Source organism: Halorarius litoreus (assembly GCF_024362405.1).
GTDB lineage: Archaea > Halobacteriota > Halobacteria > Halobacteriales > Haloarculaceae > Halorarius > Halorarius litoreus.
Window position 1 is genome coordinate 3,776,537 of record NZ_CP101454.1, and the last position, 19,741, is coordinate 3,796,277.

The window sequence follows — 19,741 nt, forward strand, 5'->3', positions numbered from 1 at the left end:
AGTTGTCGCCCGCGCCGTCGGTCTGGTATGCGGCTCTTCCGTTCGAGCGAGGTTATCGGCATCGCTGCGGACGCCCTCGACTTCGCCCTGGAGGCGTCGGAGGACGCCCACCCCGACGAGTACATGGGCCTCCTTCGAGGTGAGGACGCCCGGAACCTCGACATCGACCGGGAGGGCACCGTTATCACGGACGTCCTCGTCATCCCCGGTACCGAGTCGAACCCGGTCTCCGCGACGGTGAAGACGAGCATGATTCCCAACGACACGCGCGCGGCCGGCTCCATCCACTCACACCCGAACGGCGTCCTCCGGCCCTCCGACGCCGACCTCGCCACCTTCGGGAAGGGGAAGGTCCACATCATCATCGGCGCACCGTACGGCCGCCACGACTGGAAAGCGTTCGACAGAGAGGGGAACCCCCGCGACCTCGACGTGCTGGACGTGGCGCTACCGGACGAGGCGTTCTTCGACTTCACGCAAGCGGACATCGACGCGGAGCTCCGCGAGGAAGGGGAAGGAGAGGGGGAGTGGCGATGACCCGAACCGTCGTCGCGCAGGGCACCTTCGACCTCCTGCACCCCGGCCACCTCCACTACCTCGCGGACGCGAAGGCCATGGGTGACGAACTCCACGTCATCATCGCCCGCCGCGAGAACGTGACGCACAAGCAGAAACCCATCCTCCCCGACCGCCAGCGGCGCGACATGGTCGCCGCGCTCGACCCGGTCGACCACGCCCGGCTCGGCCACGAAGAGGACATCTTCGTCCCCATCGAGGAGATCGACCCCGACGTCATCGTCCTCGGGCACGACCAGCATCACGACGAGGACGCCCTGCACGAGGCGCTTCTGGAGCGGGGAATCGACTGCGAGGTCGCCCGCGCCAGCGCCCGCGAACCCGCGTACGACGGTGAAATCCTCTCGACCGGCACCATCATCGACGAGGTCTGCCGGCAGCGCTGCGAGTAGCTACTCGAACTGGAGCCGGCGCGCAGCGAGCAGACAGGCGACCGCGCCGAGCACCAGCGCGACCGGTAGCCCAACGAGAAACCGCTCACCACTACGCTCCCAGTCGCTGTCGAAGACGGACGCGTAGTAGTCCGCGACCCGCTCTCCCTCTATGGCGACCACCACCTCGCGGTTCTCGCGGGCCGAGTGGTTGTTCCAGTTGAGACTCCCGAGCAGGACGGTGTCGTCGACGACGACGCCCTTCGCGTGAACCTTCTCGAACTGCCCGGCAGGCGTAGCGACCCGTACTGACAGCGGGAGGCTCTCCCGGTCGGCGAGCGTATTCACTCGCTCGGCGAGCGCCCGGTTCTCCGCTGCAACGTACCACGCGCTCGACAGCAGGATGCGCACCTCGACACCACGGCGGGCCGCTCGGACGGCGGCAGCGAGAAACGGCTGACTGCGCCCACCGATGGACACCTGCAGGACGCGAATGGAGTCGGTCGCCCGGTCGAGCCGGCGGACAGTTGCGGTCTCAGCGTTGTCGGGCGCGACCAGCACCGAGACGTTCCGGTACGGCAGACGCTCGGGCGCGACGGTCGTGGGGTAGGACCCGTGGGTGGCGTTCGCGGGCTCGAACTGCTTCCCGCGACGGAACTCGCGCCAGCGGACCGTCCCGAGGCTGTCGGCGTCCGCGCGGAACGTCTCGGCGAGCGCGTCGACCGCGTCCGCGTCCGAGAGTGTCACTCCCCACCCGCGAGAGGAGCCGCCACCCGTCCCCGCAGGTTTCCAGTTCTCGGTCAGGACGGTCGCACGCTCGTCGGCGACGACGTACTTCGCGTGGTGAAAGTCGTACGGGGCGTGCGGGCCCGCGACGACGCGAACCTCGATGCCCACCGCGGCGAGACGGTCCAGTCGCTCGGCTTCGGGGCGCGAGAGTCCACCGACGGGTGCGCCGTCGACCAGCACCCGGACGGTCGCGCCTCGGTCGTGGGCCGCGACGAGCGCGCGGGTCGCGCGGGCGGAGGTGAACGTGTAGCCGGCGAGCAGCACGCGGTCGGTGGCGTTCTCGACCGCGGCGAGCGGCTGGCCGGGCGCATCGGGGAGGACGAACGCGTGTGCGGTGCCGGGTCCCCCGTGGACGACCCGTCGGTCCGTACCGGCGAGCGGACGCCACGTGTTGTTCTGCCACGTCTCGCCCTCCGGGGCGTCGGCATAGTGGACTGTCACAACGGTCCGGTTCCCGCGCAGGAGTCGAATCTGTTCACCGGCGTTCGACAGCGACAGGAACCGGTCGAGCAGGAGAACCGTTCCCTCGGTGTGGTTCACCGCAGGGCCGCGCGTCTCGCCCACGATGACGCGCCCCTCGACGGTGCGGTTCGGGAGGGCGACCCGCTGCTCGCCGTCAGTGAGTGAGTAGCGGCCGAGGTTCGTTTTCCGAGGCGCATCGAGGACGACGAACTCCCCGCGGTCGTCCTCGGCGACTGGGTTCGGGTGGACGGCCACGAGGTCGAGTGATGCTGTGGGCGGTGCCTGCGCGGCCGCTGACACGGTCGCCGGTGCGGTCGCTGGGAGCACGATGATGAGGACGACGAGGGCGGCGACCCAGCGCACACGCCGGGTGGCCGCGTCCCCCTACAAGAAGTTCCGGGTCCAGGTCGTCAGGCCGACGGCGCCGCCGCGTCGAGCGCGTCGGCAGCCTTCACGGCCTCGTTCTCGACGATGTACGAGCGGTCGTCGGCGTACTCGGCGGCGGCCTCGAGCGCCGCTTCGGTGCCGATCTGGTAGAGCGCCCACGCCGCGGCGGCGCGCACGTTGTCGCTGTCGTCGTCCGCGAGCACGTCCGCGAGCGGGTCGATGGCGCGCGTGTCGCCGATGCGGCCGAGCGCCCGTGCCGCCTGCGACCGGACCTCGTAGTCCTCGGCGACGAGGCGATCGGCGACCGGCTGGGTCGACTCCTCGCTGCCGATTTCGCCCAGTGCCTTCAACACGACCTTCTGGAGCGGCGGGTTGCTCTCGTCCTCGATGTAGCCGTGGAGCGTCTCACAGGCGTCGTCGTTGCCGATCTTCCCGATGACCTGGATGGCGTCCTGGTTGCGGCGGTTGACGAGCGGCATCATCGCATCGTACGCCTCGGGCGCGCCCATCCGGCGGAACGCGTCGAGACAGTTCTCCTCCATGAAATCCGATTCGAGGTACTCGAACGCCAGCAGGATGCGCTCGGGGTCGTTCTCGCGTTCGGCGATACGGACGACGTTCAGCTCCGGCGGGAAGTCCTTCCGGTTCTTCGATTCGAGCCGGTCGTAGAAGCCCTGCGCCTGGAGCTGTTCGACGACCGTGAGGTCGTCCCACTCCTCGGCGTCGTCGAGGTCCGATTCGAGCGCGTCGGTCGCCTCCAGCAGCGCCGCGATGGTCTCTGCGTCCTCGTCTGCGTCGAGGTCGGCCGCGTCGACGGCTTCGGCGACCGACTCCAGTGCGGCGACGTGCCCGTCCGGGAACTCGCCGTCGACGGCGACCGACTCGCCGAGCGGCTCCTCGACGGCCTCGGTGAACGCGACGACTGCGTCGGCGGCCTCGGTCTCGCCCGTCTCGGTCCACTCGCCGTCCTCGATGGTCGAGATGGCGGTCTCGATGGCCTCGACGACGTCCTCGCCGTATGGGCCGCGCGCCTCCTCGATGCCGTCTCGGAGGTCGCTGACACGCGATTCGAGTTCCTCACGGGGGTCATCTTCGTCCTCGTCTTCCGGCTCGGGGAGGCTCGCGGCCTCCAGCGCGGCCTCGGTGTCGTCGAGTTGGCTCTCGACGTCGTCGAGGTCGGCCTCCGTCTCGGCCTCTTCGAGGGCGGCTTCGACCTCGTCGAGCTGTTCGTTCAGCTCGTCGGCGTCGAGGTCCGGTGCAGGGAGGTCCTCGGTCTCCTCCGCCGCGTCCTCGGCGTCTTCGGCCTCGTCGGCTCCTTCAGCCTCTTCAGCCTCTTCGGCCTCGTCGGCGGTCGGTTCTTCTTCCTCGGCGGACTCGTCGGCCCCGTCGTCGGCCGACTCCTCGGGGGTGTCCGTCGGTTCGGGCTCGTCCGTCGTGTCGTCGGTCTCAGGCGCGGCCTCCTCGTCGGCCGCGTCCTGGGGTTCGTCGTCCCCGTCGCTCATAGGGGGTACTCCGTAAGTTCGGAATAAGGGCGTTTCCCTTCTCGGCTCTCGCTCACGGGGGTGCACTCGGTTCGTCGGGGACGTCCTGGTCGCCTCAACGTGCTGCGAGCGAAGCGAGCAGCACGCTACCGCCAGTAGAACCGCGGCGCCAACACGAGATACGCGAGCGCGGCGGCCAGCAACGCGCGGGGGAACACCCCACCGAACGTGTCGGGCAACAAGACGGCGAGCGCCTGCAGCCCACCGAGGACGAGCGCGTCGCGCGCCCAGAGGTCCGGATACGAGACGGGCGCGACCATCAGATAGCAGAACACGCCGGTCGCCGCGAGCAGGATCGTGGGGGTGGTGACCCCCGCGAGGAACCCCGCGGCGAGCAGGGTCGCGGCGAGCGTCGTCTGGACGCCGTCGGTCGTCGCATCTCCGACGTCCTCGGCCGTGTAGAGCCCGAGCCGGAGGACGGCGATGGCGACGAACAGCGCGGGAAGCCCCAGTGCGGCGGCGGTCGACCCATCGAGGGCGACCCCCCACGCGTCGCTGGCGACGACGAACACGAGCATCGCGGGCGCGACGGCGAACGTCGCCACGTCGGCCAGCGAATCGAGGAACTCGCCCGCCGCGGACGAGCCGTAATGGCGTGCGAGCACGCCGTCGAGGCCGTCGGCGATGGCCCCGAGGAGGATGAGTCGCGCCGCGAGCGCGGGCGACAGCGTCGCCGCGGCGACCGCCCCGAACCCGAGGGCGGCGTTCGCCACGGTGACGAGGTCGGCGAGGGCGAGCCGACCCACGAACCGGGGTTGCATACCTCCGCGTGCGGTGGTCGCACCCTTATTCGGTTCGTTTCGGTGCCGGCGGTTCGAGGGCCGAACCAGACCGCCTATACTCGTCGGTCCCCGAGTACGAATATGGACCGCCGTACGTTCCTCGCGGCGACGGGCACGGGCGCCACCGCGGCCCTCGCCGGCTGTTTCGGCACCGGCCTCGCCGACAGCGAGTTCGACGTGGAGATGTTCTCGAACCGGTTCGCTCCCGAGTCGTTCGAGGTCTCGGTCGGCGACACCGTCGTCTGGGGCAACACTGGCTCGCGTGGGCACAGCGTCACGGCCTACGAAAGCGGCCTCCCCGAGGGCGCCGCCTACTTCGCCTCCGGCGGGTTCGACACCGAGGAGGAGGCGCGCAACAGCTACCCGCAGGGGAACATCCCGTCGGGTGAGACGTACAGCTACACGTTCGAGACCGCCGGCGAACACCGGTACTTCTGCATCCCGCACGAGCGCGCGGGGATGGTCGGGACCATCGTCGTCCGCGAATAGCGCGGCTGCCGGAGCTGCCGGTGGCTACTCGGCCGCAAATAATCGAAGAACGGGGCCGGTTTACTCCTCGGTCTCTTCGTCGTCCGGCGTCGACTCGACCTGCACGTTCTCCTCCTCGACGTCGACGGACGCCTCCTCCTCGGCGGCGACCTCTCGCGGGTGCGCCTCGAGGCTGAGTTTCTGGACCTCGACCCGGCGGAGCGGGTAGATGGTCTTCGCGTCGGCGTAGATCGCCGACGAGAGTCGGCCCTCGACGATGCTCGAGACGAGCTCGTCGAAGGTGCGGTCGCGGGCGGCCTCGCGGACGATGCTGGTCATCGTCTTGCGGATGGCGCGCTCCTGGCTGTGGTCGGCCTTCTTCGTCGTGAACGCGACGGGCTGAATCTGGACGCGGTAGTCGTCCTTCGTCAGGACCGTCACGAACGACTCGATCTTCGAGGAGCCGCGACGGACCATGCTGCGGAGGTAGTCGCGGGTGAGTTCGTGCTGCACGAACTCGGTGTACGCGGCGTCGCTCCCGACGTCCGTGATACGGAACGTCAGCTTGCTGTTGTTCTCGCTGGCGTCGTCGTTAATCTCGCCGAGCGTCGTCTGGACGGTTCGGTCGTAGAGCTGTTCGGGTTCGTCCGCGGGGGTCTCACCGAGTTCGGCCCGGTCGAACAGTTCGGGGGCCATGACGGTGTACCACCGCTTCTCCTGTTTCCGCTTGGATACGCTTCGTTCGCTCATTGTGTGTTGGGTGTGTCGGTCATCTGCTGTGCTACCTGCACGTTGCTCACGTAGTCGTCCACCGTCGCCCGGAGGCCGCTCGTCGTCTCCCGCTCGATGGTCGTGACCACCGAGCCGTCTTCGACGCGAGTCTGCATCTCGGGCGTGTTGTCCGGGGCGAGCGCCGCCGCCACCACGTCAGGTGCGTCGTGCTCGGTCCGGATGACTGCCCGCCTCATAGTGCCTCCCTGAGTGCGTCGGTGAACGCGTCAGTCGAATCGATGTCTCGAACGTAGCCGGTCGTCTCGCGTCCCGTCGCCTGCGCACCGGTCGCTGCGGCCGCCTCCTGGGCGAGCGCGAACGCGCGGTCGCCGTGGACGGCTGCCTCGCCGCCGTCGTCGCCACCAAGCGCCACGACGAGTGGCTCCGGCGAGCGGTAGGCGTGGGCGAGGCGGGCGACCGTCCCCAGCGGCACGTCCGTCGGGTCGGCCGCCACATGGACGACGAAGACGCCATCGTGGCGTGCCGTCTCCGCGTTCGCCAGCCCGTCGTGGGCGGCCGCGCCGTGGTCGCGCCACGCGTCGAGGACGCCGTCGGGCTCGTGCCCGAGCGCGAGCGCGACGCCGGTTCCCGGAACGACCCGCGAACAGGCGTCGAGCACGTCGGCGTAGCCACCGAGCGTCTCGAACGGACCACCTGCATAGGGGCGGAGCGCGCGTTCGACGGCCTCGCCCGCGCGGTCGCTCGCGTTCTCGATGGCGCGGAGTGCGACCATCGACGCGAGCCGACGGTGCGCCGCGTCGTCGAGTTCCGGGGGCAGCCCCAGCTCTGCGAGCGCGGCGGTCGTCGCCTCCGTGTCACCGGAGAAGCCCGCGTGAACGAGCGTCGTGTGCGCGAGCCCGTCCGCGAGGTCCGCGACGGGCAACGCGACGCCAGGCCGTCGGTCGAGTGTCGACTCGGCGGCCTCGTACAGCGGTGCGTCCTGTCCGGGTGTCGCGCCGCCGGCAACCGCACCGGCGAGCGCGAGCAGCGGGTCCGGGTCGTCTCCGAGTTCCTGCGCCGCCTCGAACGCCGTGACCGAGAGCGGTCCCTCGGTCAGCGACACGTCCCCGGTCACGGTGCCGACGCCGACTACTACGTCGGCCTCGGTCGCGCTGTCACGGGGGAACCGTGAGACGGACGCCTGGAACGGGATGTCGGCCGTGCGGAACGCGCGTGCCAGCACCCCGACGGCCGCGAGGGCGTCGCCGTCAGCCGTGCCCGCGAGCCGGACGAAGCCGGCGTCGCGGACGGCAGCAGCAAGGCTCTCGGCGGGGGCGGACGCGTTCTGCCGACCGGCCGTGGACATCTATTCGGTGAGTCGCTTGGCGACGTCGTACGAGTACTTGAAGTCCTCGGCGAGTTCGTCGCCGCGGTAGTAGTTCGCGAGCCGGCGGATCTTCGACTCCGTGTTCTGGAGCGCGCGCTTGTTCTGGTAGTCCGTCTGGTTCGCGTTCATGTGCTCGCGAAGACGGACGGCGCGCTCGAGGAGGTTGTACAGGTCCTCCGGAACGTCGGGAGCCGCGTCGTTCTCGTCTAAGATCTCGGTGACCTTCTTGCCGGTCGCTGCCTTGACGTCGGGAATCGGGGTTCCCTGGACGCCCTCGTCACGGAGCTTCATCCCGATCTGGGACGGGTCGTGCCCCTGCTCCGCGAGCTCGACGACGCGCTCTTCGATGGCGGCTTCGTCTACGTCGCTCCACTCCGGGGGTTCGTCTGTCGCGGGTTTGTCCGAGCCGGACGAGCCGCGACGGCGGGTGTGCATTCGTGCCATTGTTCTAAATTGGAACTGCACGAGCCGCTCGCGGTCGGCGCCGGAGGCGCCACGAACCGCTCGGCCGTCCGAGCGGTGTCGCACTACCACAATCCCAAGTCACCCAAGCGGATGACGATGTCAGACTTGCGGTCGTGCCGTTCCCACCAGATTTCGGTGGGTCGGCCACTTAGGGGTTGCTACTCGACCGTCGAGCGTGTAACGCACCCGCATGCCCCGGTCGCTTCGATGGGTTTATGTCTGCCAGCGGGATACGATTGATTGCGTTCGCGGGCTCGTAGATCAGGGGTAGATCACTCCCTTGGCATGGGAGAGGCCCCGGGTTCAAATCCCGGCGAGTCCATCGCAGAAATTTTTCATTCGGCTATCTCTGTCCAGGGATTTCCAACAGTTCTGGTTCGAGTTCCCTCTTTGGATCCGAGTCCAGAATCGTGGACCACGGCCAAAGTTTCATCAGTCGGCCCGCTGGAGTGTCAGCCACTGGCCGGGAGACTCGATGTGCGAACGATACCAGAACATTCGATGGCTCCAGAAGGTGTACATCGATTTCGGGTGGACACAGACCAGAATCGCCGACGAATGTGATGTGTCAGTTCGGACGGTGGGAAATTGGCTGGATAAGTTCGGCCTCGTTCGCAACCGGCACGACCGCGAGTGGCTGGCCGACAAGTACGTGAGAGAGCAGCTCTCCCAGCGAGAAATTGCGGACCTCTGTGACACCGGAAGTTCGACGATTGGCGACCAACTACGGAAGTACGAGATTTCGCGTGACCGAAACTACCGGCAGGAAGACTGGCTCCGCGAGCGGTACGTCGAGCAAGAGCGTTCTATTCAGGAGGTATCAGACCTGGTTGGCGTCGGTGCCTACGCGATCCGATACTGGCTCGTTCACCACGGAGTAGAGCGTCGGTCACAAGGGCCGGCTGGCCAAGACTCCACGACGGATAGCACGCGACTAAAGCGATGGAGTCGGGCGATAAAAGAGCGCGATAATCACACGTGCGTCTCCTGTTCGAGTGGCCAGAACCTCCATGCCCATCACATCGTTCCACGGTACGAGGACAGGAGTGAGGAGATGGTCTACGGAATTGACAACGGAGAGACGCTCTGCCAGTCATGCCACGCGAAACGGCACCGAGACCGCGGCGACGAGCGGATTGCCACACTCATTCGACACCAACCGTAATCCGAACCCGCCGTTCACGTTGACTGGGTAGCTACCCATGATTTTTGTCCGAAGCCGTCGAACCCCTGTCCATGAACCGGACCAGCAACGCGGTCGTCAACGCCCTCCTGAACTTCCTCGTCGGTTTCGCGCTCGGCTCGGCGCTGCGAGACAAGTCGACAGGGATGAAACTCGGGCTCGTACTCGCGGCCATCGGTGGCGTCGTGGCGTTCGTCGTCTCCGGTCGGCTCGGCGGGGAGGACGACGACACCTTCTTCGGCATCGACCGGGTGCGGACCACGGACGAGCTGGAGGCCTGACGAGGCTGTCGCTCCGCGAATAGGGTCGTCCAGAACAGAGACGCGATTACTCCGCTTCTTCCGGCTTCTTGCCGCGCTCCCAGACGGCCGAGACCGGCTCGCCGTTCGGGGGGGTGTGACTGACGTCTTTCAGGGTCTGTCGCTGTTTGCCTGCCATCGTGGGACACCGTAGCACTCCGGGACTACTTAACCGTTCCCGAAAACCTGTATTGAGTCTTAATAACATATTAATATTTGATGTCCCTACGGTTTCTCCCCTATTACGGTGGTGGAACTGCTGGAGCACACATTCTACTATAGACTTTGTACGAAGCGATTATTCGGGTTCAGTGGGGAATCCTAGACGAATCGACCCTAGGTGGAGTGCCGACCGAAACGGCCCCGGAAATAGCCACGACGTTTATCAGTGTGGCATCGGTTGGTAGCGTGATGACTTCCGGGCGTGAGCGTGGGCAGTCCGACCTGATCGGTGTGGTCCTCCTTCTCTCGTTGATTCTCATGGGTTCGACGGCTGTTGTCACCCTGGGTGCGACGGCAATCTCGGACACACAGGACAACTCAGAGATAGCTGCCGCGGAGCAGTCGATGACGCTCTTCGACTCACAGGCTGCGCAGGTCGCGCTCGGCGATGCTGCGGTGCAGAGTCTCTCGTTCGGGACCAACGAGGGCACGATGGACGTTCGCCCGAACAGCGGCGAGATCTCCATCATCCAGCTCGACTGTGACAACAACGGCGTGAACGACGACGGGAACAACGTTGCTGGGGGTGCGGACTCGGACCCACTCACGACCGACGACGATGCGTACATCCTGCCGCCGACGACCCTCGGTTCGGTCGTGTACGACGGTGGGTCGAACGAACTCGCGTACCAGGGTGGCGGTGTGTGGCGCAAGAGCGACAACGGAGGGTCCGTGATGGTTTCGCCCCCCGAGTTCCACTACCGCGGGGCCACGCTGACGCTCCCGATAGTCCTGACTCGCGGGAGCGGTGCCGTCTCCGGACCAGCCACCGCCCGAATCAGACAGACGACCGAACCGACAGATGTGTTCCCGAAAGCGGTCGAGTTCCCGGATCGCTGCTGGGAGACCGGTGACCCGGAGTCGTTCAACAACCCAGTGAACGACGGAACGGTCATCGTCCGTGTCGAGAGCGAGTATACCGACGGCTGGGTCGACTACTTTGAGGCCAGAACCGACGGCGACATCACCCAGCCGTCCTCGAACGTCGCCATCGTCGAACTCAAATCGCTGGAGCAGGTCGGCCCGTTCTCGATGCCCGGCGAGGGCGGCTCGGTCACCATCAGCGGCACCGAGGGCCACGCGACCAAGGACTTCTCCATCACGCTCAGATCGCCTGCGGACGACTCCGCGCGCTTCGCTAACCTCCAGTGGTCAATGTACGTCGACGAGGGAGCAAAGCGGATGGAGATCCACGCCCGAGCGGACGGCGGAGACAAGGACTGCAGCGACGGGACGACCGACTACGTCGTGGACCTCACGGTATACTATACACCGGACCGTGGCGACACGTATCAGGGCTGGCACAGCGACGGTGTCTATGATATGGTGTGTGAGGACTTCGACGACGACGGTGTCGAAGAACTTCAGGCCACCTTGAGCTTCGTCGACGACGAAGACTCGGACACAACTTTCGTGGACGACGAGAACCTCAACCTCGGTTCGGGCACCGATCCGAAACTCGAATACGTCGACAAAAGTGGGATGGACGACCTCGTCCACTTCAACATCGAGGGGGGAGACGTCGCCCCGAGCACATACATGATGGACGGAGGGGCCGGGCACAATGACTGGGAGCCCAAGTCGTACGAGGTGAACGACGGCGATACCGAGACCGTTGACCGTGTCCTCATCCACTACTTCGGCGAGTTCGAGGGTGAGTTCGACCTCACCGTCGACGACAAGGGGAGCGACACGGTCAACGAGGGGGACTCTGAGGGGTTCGTCGAGACCGGTGGTGGCGACCGGTACGTCACCTTCATCCACGTCACGAAAAACGAGATCGAGGTCGAACTGGACTGACCCGCCCTCAATCCTCGATGTTCAGTTCGATCCGGGTTGCTGAGAAGAACAGCCGCTCGACCGAGATGGTACACTCGACGTTCGACGTGCCTGTCGGGACGTCACAGGGGTCGGAGACACCGTAAGCCCCCTCAATCTCCTCATCGAGGTACGCTTCCCAGAGCTCCGCCCGGACCGGCGTCGTCTCGACGACGATGTCGACGGAGTATCGCGGCGAGCCGCCCGTATCAACGGTTGGCGTCGTCCGCGAGACGAGGGTCTCCGAGACGACACGGGTCCCCCGGACGAGGATGGTGCCAGTACCGGATGCGTACTCCTCATCGGACGACCGGGTCTGGACGATTGGGAGACTTGCGGTCCGAACCCCACCTGACTCTCGGAAGATTAATCCTGGTTCGTCAAGGAAGATAGCTCCGCCACGATCCTCACGAATGCTCGCCCCCGCAGTGTAGACGAGTTCCGTAGCGCTGTCCTGCGGATCGTACACGAGCGGATACGTCGTGACACCGAACGTAGGGGCAGACCCGACGTTGGTAATCGTCATGGTTATCCGAGTTGGCTCGCCGAGATACATCCCGGCGTTGTACAATTTGAACTCCGTCGCTCGGTGTGGGGCCCTGTCCTGATGGAGGTCGTCGACGTTGTCGTCAAGAACGTCGAACGCACGCTCGGCGTTGTTGATCTGCTCCGCGCTCCGGGAATCCTCAAGACCGCTGAAGCCGACGACGTACACGCTCGCAACCGACGCCGCCATGAGCGAGAATACGAGAACGAACCCGAGGATTTCGCTCACGCCGCGCTCAGACATTACGAACCACCAGATTGCCGCTCGATTCGACGAAGATCACATCACCACTGGAGACCGAACTGCTCGACACCGGAGTCTGTGTGCGGACTTGGACCTCCACGACGACGTTCGGGTCGCTGGTCGACAGCCGGATGACCGTCGGTGTGCCACCGACAACCTCTATTGTGTAGGGAATACCGGTCGCTTCGTTCGGTAGCGACCGTCTGACGCTGACGGACTGTCCACCGTTCCGGACCAGTCGGTCCGCAGCAGAGAGGTCGGCTGCCAGTTGCTGGCCGAGGACCTCCAGCTCGTCATGGACGGTCTCGTGGCGCTGGTCGGATGCGAACCCACCCGTCGCCACGAGCAGTCCGATGACCAGCAACGAAGTTATACCGAGCGTCAGCGTGTACGCCAGCACCGCGGAGACACCACGATTGTCTCCCATCATGGTACACAGTCCCCGATGAACTCGTCGGTCGGATTCCCGTCATCGGCGTGTTGCTGGGTGACCGACCGACTGTTGCCGTTCCCGTCGTCGACGGTCAGGGTAATAACGTACGGTCCGGGGTCGTCTAACGTGTCGGCGTCGACTGTCACAGTCGTGGAACTCGGCCCTGGAGGACTGTACGTGCTGGTGACCGTCTCAACGTCCCCGTCCGGCTCCTCGACATCGATGGTGACATCAAGGGGGGTGTCACCGTTGGGATCTATCGCAGCCCACGACACCTCGAACTGTTCGTCGTTGTCGCCCCCGTCTGCGACCGAGAACGAGGTCACCCTGGGTGTCTGGGGTTTTCCGCCGGGCTCGCTCGGCGCGACACGCTGCTGGCTGGTGTAGGTCACGTCTGGACTGTCGATGACGGTCTCGATGGTCGTCTCGTAGATGGCAGGGGACACTCGTGGCCAGTTGCTGCTGGTACCGTGATAGTAGGTCGGTCCCCCGCAGTGTGAGCCGTAGTTGATTGTGTCGACGGCATCGGTGAACGGACCCACTTCCGAGGTCTCGTCGTCGACGACTCGGTCGGCGATGAGCTCGTACTTGCCATCGACTAGGCCTCCGTAGTAGTAGCTGATGGTGTAGGTGCCGTCGAGTTCACCGACGAACGAGAGCGCCTTACAGTCGTCGCCACCGAACCTCTCCTCCGCGAACTCGATGACGACGGTCGCCAACGACGACGAACAGCTCTGGTACGAAGTGGTGCCGACCTTGGAGGACATGAGCCCCGTTCCGCTCCCGGTGTCGTACACTGTGACGCGCCACGTGTCGGTTCCGTCGGCGAACTCGACGGTCCACGCATTGGTGGGGGCAGTGGCTGGGTCATCGACCAGCGCTTCGGCGTCCCCGGTCGACAGACTCGTCAGCACCGACGCATCGACCTTGGCGTTGTACTCTCGGACCCGCACGTCGCTCGCAACGGTCCAGGAGAATCCACTGAGTACCCCGCCCGAACGGGGTTCGAACGTACTCCCCGCTGGCTCTTTGTCGGCGATCCAAATTCCCTCGACGGTCGAACCAGTGACGTGGTTTATCTCGGTCACCCGTCCCTCCGAGGCGGAGTTACGGGCGGTCGACTGCTCAACCACGGCCAGCCCGTCAATGTACTCCGACTCGATGGTAGAGTACCCCTGGTCCGCGAACTCCTCGTTCGAGTAGCTCACAACACCGCCTGCGCCGACACGGGCGTCGTGTGTAAAGCCGATAGTGTCGCCGCTGGGGTTATCGTACCGGCTGGCTAGGTTGTGTGTGTAGATTGCAGAGTTCAACACCAGCGCGATGGCCACCAGTGTCACCGCGAGCGCCAGCGCCCCGATGAGTAGCAGTTGCCCGCGGTCCCGTTCGGTTACTGCCGCCATGCGATCACCTCCACCTCGACGACGTTGTAGACGCCGCTCGATGGGTGAGCATCCGGCGCATAGAACTCTGCCGTGCCGCCCAAAGTCGTCGTCAGCGGTGACTCGTCTTTCCCGTACAGTACGTCGTCGTCGAAGAGGACGAGCGTCTTGGTCGCCGAGACCGCGTTGTCGCTCGGCTCCCCACGGTACACCAGCCGCTGGGCACGTTTACCTCCGTTCTCCGCCTCGTACCGAACGTAGACGTTGTAGACGATGCGCCGAGGTTCCATCGAGCGATCGATGATTCGGCCGAACTCGTTCTCCGGTGCCTGTCGGGTGTAGTACACGTCGCGGTCGTCCGTCCGGTTCGGGACCTCGTAGAACGTCAGCGAGCTGGTGTTCCAGTTCAACACCGCCACTCTGATCTCGTCCTGCTCTGCCGCCGTGGCGAGTGCCCCCTGTGCGATGGACTGGTGCTGGTTCTCTAGATGTTGGCTGGACGTACTGGCCGACAACGGCGTCACTGCCGTCACCTGCAGCGCGAACACGAGCCCGCCGATGAGCAACAGGCTCGCAGTCACCGCTTCGAGCGTGTGTGCCTGTCCCCGCATCTCACCACACCTCCACGATGAGCCGTGCGTCGTGTGTTCCGTCGGCGAACCCGCCCTCCAGATGGACGGTCCGTACGGACACGACGACGGACCCGACGGACTCCGGGGGGTCGCCGCCGATGTCGAACAGGAGGTCCGCCTCCGACCCTGTGAGGTCACACTGCCGCGTGGGCCCCGGATCGTTCGCCTCCACGATTCGAGGGTCGGGACCGTTCGGGTCGGACTCGTCGACACACAGCGTATCGATCTCGTCGTCGTCTCCGCCCATGTCGCCGTCGGGGTCGTCCGCCTCTACGGTCGTCAGGTCTCGGACGAGTCGGAGCCGGATGTTTAGTGGTTCGCTCAGGCTGAGCCGCTCCGGAAGCGAGTCGGTGGCTGGGAAGTTACAGTCAGCACCGACTGGATACGACGTACTCATCGTGCCGTCGTCGTCGTTGTTCTCGGGCGCGAAGAACGCCAGCGTGCATTCACGGTCCAGCACGAACGGGCTGTTCACGTCTTCGACTAGCACGTCGGTCACGAGCTGATCTGCGATGCGGTCTGCGGCGGCGGTTTCCTGCTGGGTGCTGGCCTCAAACGGCTGTAACATCCCCGGAACGAACGCGAGGACGAACGCGACGACGATGATGAATATGCTCGTGCCGATGGCGAAGTCGAGGGTGGTCTGGGCTCTCATATGAACATGAAGACGATGAGTGCGAGCGTTGGCAGGATGACCGCGAACTTCAGCCCGGCCATGATGGACACGTCGCGGATGTAACCCGCGATGAACCCGGAGATGATGGCCTGTAGCGTGACGGCGTGGAAGAACAGCAGCGTCAACAGCTCGGTGTCGACGCCACCGCCGAAGCTCCCGCCACCGTCACCCGAGGCCTGCGAGGCGAGCCCGGCCATCACGTCGAGGAACTTCACCTTCAGGATGGCCATGACCCCGAGGAGGGTGATGTACGTCATGATGATGATGACGACCTGCATCCGGGTGCGCGACTTCCGGTCGCGGAGGATGTCGTCCTGGTTCTCCGACGCCTGCGCGGCCGTCGAGAGAACCGCCGTAATCTGCGAGGAGGCCTCCTGTGCCTTCGAGATGAGCTTGATGGTACGGGCGAGCCGCGGGATGTGGTACTTGTTGTTGAACTCCCGGAGCGCCGTCTTCAGACTCGTCCCGTAGTTCACTTTCGCGTACATCGTCTCGAACTCGTCCGCGAGCTTGCCCGATGAGGTGTCGGCGACGATCTTGATGGATTCCAGCAGCGTCATCCCGGTGTCGTTCGCCGACGAGAGCTTCCGGAGGTTGTCCGAGAGCCCCTTCGTGATGCCCGTCCGCGAGCGGACGTTCCACTCGTAGAACACCATCAGCGGGATGCCGTTGACGTACAGCGGGAGGTAGAGCCAGAAGAACGACCCCCCGATGGGGTTGCTCTTCAGCCCGTCGAACCCCGCGGGGGCGAGCCCGCCGGCGACCGAGAAGCCCAGGAGGACGAGCGTCATCGGCACCGTGAGCGCGAGAACCGTCACCGGGTGGTCACGGAAGAAGTGGTGTGGCTGCTTGAGCAGTTGTTTCGTCTCGTAGTTCCCCTCCCGAGATTTGATGCGGTCGAAGATGCCGTAGCGGCCGGTGTAGTTCTCGACCAGCCCGAGGTCGAACATCTTGTTGGACTCGGTGGCGAACTCGCCCTCACCCTCGGCCCGGAGGTAGCCGTCGCCAACCTCGTCCTGGACGACCGTCGAGACGAGCACGAGGAAGCCGCCGCCGATGAGCGGAATGAGACCGTAGACGGTCCCGTACAGCAGGAACGTCTGGGCCTCGCCGAGCATCGACATGATGACGAGGATGATGATGAGCAGCAGGGGGAACAGCGAGAGCGTCATGAACATCTCGCCGAACAGTTCGAGCGTCTCGAGCACCATCTCCTGCTCCTGTTTCGAGGTCCGCATGTGCTTCTCCTTCTGGTCCTCGAGGAAGCTCTCCATGTCCCCACCGGAGTTGATGATCGAGAGCATGTCCGTGAGGAACTGGCTCAGCTCGTCGGAGGGCGTCTGGAGCGCCTGGTTTCGGATGGCCGTCCGGTAGTCGGTATCGAAGTAGTCCGTCTCGAGGACGATGGACTGGAACTCGCGGGCGACCTCGCCGTAGGTGTCGTCGGCCTTCGCCATCGCCTGCAGGATCTCGAGCTGGTTGAGCCCACCCACGGAGAGCGCGTACATGAACGAGACCGAATCCGAGAGCAGGACGTTGATCTCGCGTTTGCGCGCATCGGAGCGGAAGTACGGCACCGAGACCATCGAGCCGAAGCCGACGCCGAAGCCGATGGAGCCGAACACGAGGCCGGTAACCGCGATGAGCGCCGGCACCTTGATGCTCTCGAGGAACGCGATGACCGGCGACGACAGCGGAAGGTTGAGCAGGTTCGGCGGCTCGGTGATGAAGAGCTCGAAGATGAGCCAGCCGACGCCGGTGCCGAGCAGCCAGAGGACGGCGCCCGCGATGACGCCGATTGCGAGCGCCCGCGAGAGGTAGATCTCGACGGTCTCGGGCATCCGTGATTCGGCCAACTTCTGCTCGATGTTGTTCACGAAGTCGCCGTCGTCGTCGAACAGCCGCTGGTACAGCGGGTAGAATGCGTCCGAGAGCGAGTCGGAGTCGCCGCTGAAGCCGCTCGCTGCGCTGTCGGGGGTCTGGAGGCTCATGTGCCGCCCTCGAAGTCGAAGCCCCCGAAGTCGACCTCGTCCTCACCCGCCCCCGCGCTCGACGCCGCGTCGAGGTCGAGCGCGCCGGCGATGCCGTCGGCATCCGCGCCCCGGAACTCGTCCAGGAGGTCCTCCCCACGAGCCATGATGCCCTTCGTCTCGTCGAGCATCTCCTGGTTGGGGTCGGGCCGCGGCACCATCTCCTCCTTCTCGGGGTCGATGTCGATGGAGACCGACTCCATCTCACGGAGGTCCTCTAGCGAGCGTTCGAGCCCGCCGTTGGCGATGAGCGTCAGTATCGACTCCTGGTCGTTGATGAACGCCTGGAGGGTCGCGGCGACCTGCGTGTACGTGTTCAGCCCGTTCTGGATGAGGTACGCGAGGACGATTTCACGCTCGAAGATCTCGCGTTCGACCTCCGCTGGCGTCCAACCGCGGTCGAACATGATGTCCTCGACGGTGTTCGACTGCCCCATCTTCAGGAACTCGTCGGTCTCCGCCTGCCACTGGTAGACGTCCTGCACGTTGATTTCGTCGTTCTCCGGGTCGTAGTGGTTGATCTCGGTGATCGACTTGTTCCGGCGGACCTTCCGTCCCTCGACGCGCGTCGAGGTCTGGATGGAGACGAGGTCGAGGGCGGTGAACATCGTCTTCGAGACGTTAATCGGCTCGGTGGTGAACCGCTTGATGACCTCGCCCACCGAGTCGGCGTGGAACGTCGTAAGGGTGGTGTGGCCGGTCGACATGACCTGGAACAGCGTCCGGCCCTCCTCCCCACGAATCTCACCCATGACGATGTACTCGGGCCGCTGCCGGAGTGCGGCCTCCAGCAGGTCGAACTCGTCGACGTCGCCCTTGTCGTCGTCGGAGAACGACGGGCGCGTCACGCTCGCGATCCAGTTCCGCTGGGGGAGTTCGACCTCACGGGTGTCCTCGATGGAGACGATCTTCGCCTTCGACGGGATGAACAGCGACACCGCGTTCAGCGACGTCGTCTTCCCCGACGCCGTGCCGCCGGCGAAGATGAGCGACTTGTGGTTCTCGATGCAGAGCCAGAGGAACGCCATCTCCTCCAGGCTGAAGGTCTTCCAGTTGATGAGGTCGATAGGCGTGAACGGGACGTCCTTGAACTGCCGGATGGTGTAGTTCGTGCCGTGGTCCGACACTTCCCGGCCGAGCGTGAGCTGTGACCGCGAGCCGTCGGGGAGCGTCGCGTCGACCTGTGGTGAGCGCTTCGAGATCCCCTTCCCCGACCGCTGGGCGAGCTTCACGACGAACTCGTCCAGCTCTTCCTCGCCGTGGTAGACGTTCGAGATGATCTGCTCGTAGTCGGAGTGGTAGACGAACACCGGCGAGTTGTAGCCGTCACACGAGATGTCCTCGACGTTGATGTCGTGTTTGATGCCGTCGATGCGCTCGAACCCGATGAAGTCGCGCTTGAGGAGGTAGAGGATCTTCTCGACCTGGTACTCCGAGAGCGTCTTCTTGTCCTCCTCGATGAGTTCGGGTTCGGGGCGGGCCTCCAGGCCGGTGAGCCGTCGCGACACCTCGCTCGTATCGCCGTTGGACTCGGCCATGCCGACCATCCCCTTGAGCCGGTTCACGAACCCGCCCGTGTCGCCGTTCCCCCCCGAGGCCGACCCTCCCTCGTAGAGGTCGTAGCGGTCGAGCAGGTTGCGCGTCTCGCGTTCGATGACGCCCGCACGGGCGTCTTCGCTGCCCTCGACGACGACCTCGTCGCTGGAGTACTTGATGGCGGTCTTCAGTTTGCCCGAGAGGTACTCGCGGAGGTCCCGCTCGATGGGGTTGAGGTACGGCTCGATGAGGTAGTACTTCTTCTCGTTCTCCTTCTCGGAGTGGAAGATGATGACGAACGCGTACGGCTTGTTCACCCAGTAGCGGTCGACCTCGCGGAAGTGCGACTTCTTCGCCTGGGGGACTGCCTTCTCGAGGTCGTAGCGGTTGACGACCGTGGGGTTGCCGTCCGGGTCCGAGAAGAACGCGTCCTCGTCGAGTTCCTCGCTGACCCGGACGGTCTTTCGGTCGCGGATCTCGTCGACGAACGTGCCCATGCTCGCCGCGTTCGAAATCACGTCGCCGATGTCCTCGGGCTCGAACCCGAGGTAGTCGGCGGGGTCGAACGGCTCCGTACTGGCGTCACCGTCCCGGTGAACGTCCGTCTCGAAGTCGTCCCACGTGTACTCGCCACGAACCGCGCCGTCCGAAGGCTCCCCCTGTGCCTCGGACATCGACTCGGAGTCGGAGTCCGGTATGGGGCTGGCGGTACCGGATTCTCCGCTATCCGCGTCTTCGATAGCCATTACCACGCCATTCGAGGCCTCCGGAAAAAGGGTTGCGCTCGTTTCGGCGAACAAA

The 19,741-nt window shown here is 65.2% G+C and carries 21 protein-coding genes and 1 tRNA gene; 7 read left to right on the plus strand and 15 right to left on the minus strand.

Annotated features, from left to right (window positions below):
• The first annotated feature begins 27 nt into the window (after positions 1 to 27).
• Entirely contained in the window at positions 28 to 537 is a 510-nt protein-coding gene (locus NL126_RS19755) for a JAB/MPN domain protein-containing protein (RefSeq protein ID WP_255196601.1), read from the plus strand.
• Positions 534 to 968 (plus strand): FAD synthase family protein, encoded by a 435-nt coding sequence (locus NL126_RS19760; protein WP_255196602.1) that lies wholly within the window; start codon positions 534 to 536, stop codon positions 966 to 968. The genes NL126_RS19755 and NL126_RS19760 overlap by 4 nt, the downstream gene beginning before the upstream one ends.
• Here the strand turns inward: NL126_RS19760 and NL126_RS19765 are convergent, their stop codons facing one another.
• From NL126_RS19765 to NL126_RS19775, 3 genes are all read right to left on the minus strand, one after another.
• On the minus strand, positions 969 to 2,561 hold the full coding sequence (locus tag NL126_RS19765) for a phospholipase D-like domain-containing protein (protein WP_255196603.1): 1,593 nt from the start codon (positions 2,559 to 2,561) through the stop codon (positions 969 to 971). It abuts the gene before it with no gap.
• A gap of 47 nt (positions 2,562 to 2,608) precedes the next feature.
• Positions 2,609 to 4,087, minus strand: coding sequence for a HEAT repeat domain-containing protein (locus NL126_RS19770; RefSeq protein ID WP_255196604.1), 1,479 nt, complete (start codon positions 4,085 to 4,087; stop codon positions 2,609 to 2,611).
• Positions 4,088 to 4,212: 125 nt separating this feature from the next.
• Positions 4,213 to 4,887 (minus strand): protein sorting system archaetidylserine synthase, encoded by a 675-nt coding sequence (locus tag NL126_RS19775; protein ID WP_255196605.1) that lies wholly within the window; start codon positions 4,885 to 4,887, stop codon positions 4,213 to 4,215.
• Positions 4,888 to 4,989: 102 nt separating this feature from the next.
• Here NL126_RS19775 and NL126_RS19780 point away from each other — a divergent pair, with 102 nt between their 5' ends.
• On the plus strand, positions 4,990 to 5,397 hold the full coding sequence (locus NL126_RS19780; protein ID WP_255196606.1) for a plastocyanin/azurin family copper-binding protein: 408 nt from the start codon (positions 4,990 to 4,992) through the stop codon (positions 5,395 to 5,397).
• Between the two features lie 60 nt (positions 5,398 to 5,457).
• Here NL126_RS19780 and NL126_RS19785 read toward each other — a convergent pair whose 3' ends face one another.
• From NL126_RS19785 to NL126_RS19800, 4 genes are read right to left on the minus strand one after another with little or no spacing between them, the layout of a single operon-like run.
• Positions 5,458 to 6,126 carry a 30S ribosomal protein S3ae gene (locus NL126_RS19785; protein ID WP_255196607.1) on the minus strand — a complete coding sequence of 223 codons (669 nt, stop codon included), beginning with the start codon at positions 6,124 to 6,126 and terminating at the stop codon, positions 5,458 to 5,460.
• Positions 6,123 to 6,344 (minus strand): KEOPS complex subunit Pcc1, encoded by a 222-nt coding sequence (locus NL126_RS19790; RefSeq protein WP_255196608.1) that lies wholly within the window; start codon positions 6,342 to 6,344, stop codon positions 6,123 to 6,125. The genes NL126_RS19785 and NL126_RS19790 overlap by 4 nt, the downstream gene beginning before the upstream one ends.
• Positions 6,341 to 7,453: a hypothetical protein gene (locus tag NL126_RS19795; RefSeq protein ID WP_255196609.1), complete on the minus strand. Its 1,113-nt coding sequence runs from the start codon at positions 7,451 to 7,453 to the stop codon at positions 6,341 to 6,343. Before NL126_RS19795 ends, NL126_RS19790 begins: the two co-directional genes overlap by 4 nt.
• Positions 7,454 to 7,918 (minus strand): 30S ribosomal protein S15, encoded by a 465-nt coding sequence (locus NL126_RS19800; RefSeq protein WP_255196610.1) that lies wholly within the window; start codon positions 7,916 to 7,918, stop codon positions 7,454 to 7,456.
• A gap of 271 nt (positions 7,919 to 8,189) precedes the next feature.
• Here NL126_RS19800 and NL126_RS19805 point away from each other — a divergent pair.
• From NL126_RS19805 to NL126_RS19815, 3 genes are all read left to right on the plus strand, one after another.
• Positions 8,190 to 8,261, plus strand: a tRNA-Ala gene (locus tag NL126_RS19805).
• A gap of 153 nt (positions 8,262 to 8,414) precedes the next feature.
• Complete coding sequence (locus NL126_RS19810) at positions 8,415 to 9,104, plus strand: HNH endonuclease (RefSeq protein WP_255196611.1); 690 nt, start codon at positions 8,415 to 8,417, stop codon at positions 9,102 to 9,104.
• A gap of 71 nt (positions 9,105 to 9,175) precedes the next feature.
• Positions 9,176 to 9,403, plus strand: coding sequence for a hypothetical protein (locus tag NL126_RS19815; RefSeq protein WP_255196612.1), 228 nt, complete (start codon positions 9,176 to 9,178; stop codon positions 9,401 to 9,403).
• A 46-nt stretch (positions 9,404 to 9,449) separates the two neighbouring features.
• On the opposite strand, the gene NL126_RS22210 is transcribed toward NL126_RS19815, so the two are convergent.
• Positions 9,450 to 9,560, minus strand: a complete 111-nt coding sequence (locus NL126_RS22210) for a DUF7989 family protein (RefSeq protein ID WP_491536954.1) — start codon at positions 9,558 to 9,560, stop codon at positions 9,450 to 9,452.
• Positions 9,561 to 9,832: 272 nt separating this feature from the next.
• Between NL126_RS22210 and NL126_RS19820 the strand changes: the two genes are divergently transcribed.
• The gene (locus NL126_RS19820) at positions 9,833 to 11,443 is read left to right on the plus strand and encodes a DUF7289 family protein (protein ID WP_255196613.1); all 1,611 of its coding nucleotides are present in this window, start codon (positions 9,833 to 9,835) and stop codon (positions 11,441 to 11,443) included.
• Between the two features lie 7 nt (positions 11,444 to 11,450).
• Here the strand turns inward: NL126_RS19820 and NL126_RS19825 are convergent, their stop codons facing one another.
• The 7 genes from NL126_RS19825 to NL126_RS19855 are packed head-to-tail and all read right to left on the minus strand — an operon-like array spanning position 11,451 to position 19,686.
• Entirely contained in the window at positions 11,451 to 12,251 is an 801-nt protein-coding gene (locus tag NL126_RS19825; RefSeq protein ID WP_255196614.1) for a DUF7289 family protein, read from the minus strand.
• Complete coding sequence (locus tag NL126_RS19830) at positions 12,244 to 12,678, minus strand: DUF7266 family protein (protein ID WP_255196615.1); 435 nt, start codon at positions 12,676 to 12,678, stop codon at positions 12,244 to 12,246. The genes NL126_RS19825 and NL126_RS19830 overlap by 8 nt, the downstream gene beginning before the upstream one ends.
• The gene (locus NL126_RS19835; RefSeq protein WP_255196616.1) at positions 12,678 to 14,087 is read right to left on the minus strand and encodes a DUF7261 family protein; all 1,410 of its coding nucleotides are present in this window, start codon (positions 14,085 to 14,087) and stop codon (positions 12,678 to 12,680) included. The genes NL126_RS19830 and NL126_RS19835 overlap by 1 nt, the downstream gene beginning before the upstream one ends.
• A complete protein-coding gene (locus NL126_RS19840) occupies positions 14,075 to 14,677 on the minus strand; it encodes a DUF7288 family protein (RefSeq protein ID WP_255196617.1) in 603 nt (200 codons plus the stop codon). The genes NL126_RS19835 and NL126_RS19840 overlap by 13 nt, the downstream gene beginning before the upstream one ends.
• Position 14,678: 1 nt before the next feature.
• Positions 14,679 to 15,353, minus strand: a complete 675-nt coding sequence (locus NL126_RS19845) for a DUF7287 family protein (RefSeq protein WP_255196618.1) — start codon at positions 15,351 to 15,353, stop codon at positions 14,679 to 14,681.
• Entirely contained in the window at positions 15,350 to 17,365 is a 2,016-nt protein-coding gene (locus NL126_RS19850) for a type II secretion system F family protein (RefSeq protein ID WP_255196619.1), read from the minus strand. Before NL126_RS19850 ends, NL126_RS19845 begins: the two co-directional genes overlap by 4 nt.
• Entirely contained in the window at positions 17,362 to 19,686 is a 2,325-nt protein-coding gene (locus NL126_RS19855; RefSeq protein ID WP_255196620.1) for a type II/IV secretion system ATPase subunit, read from the minus strand. The genes NL126_RS19850 and NL126_RS19855 overlap by 4 nt, the downstream gene beginning before the upstream one ends.
• Positions 19,687 to 19,741: the final 55 nt, after the last annotated feature.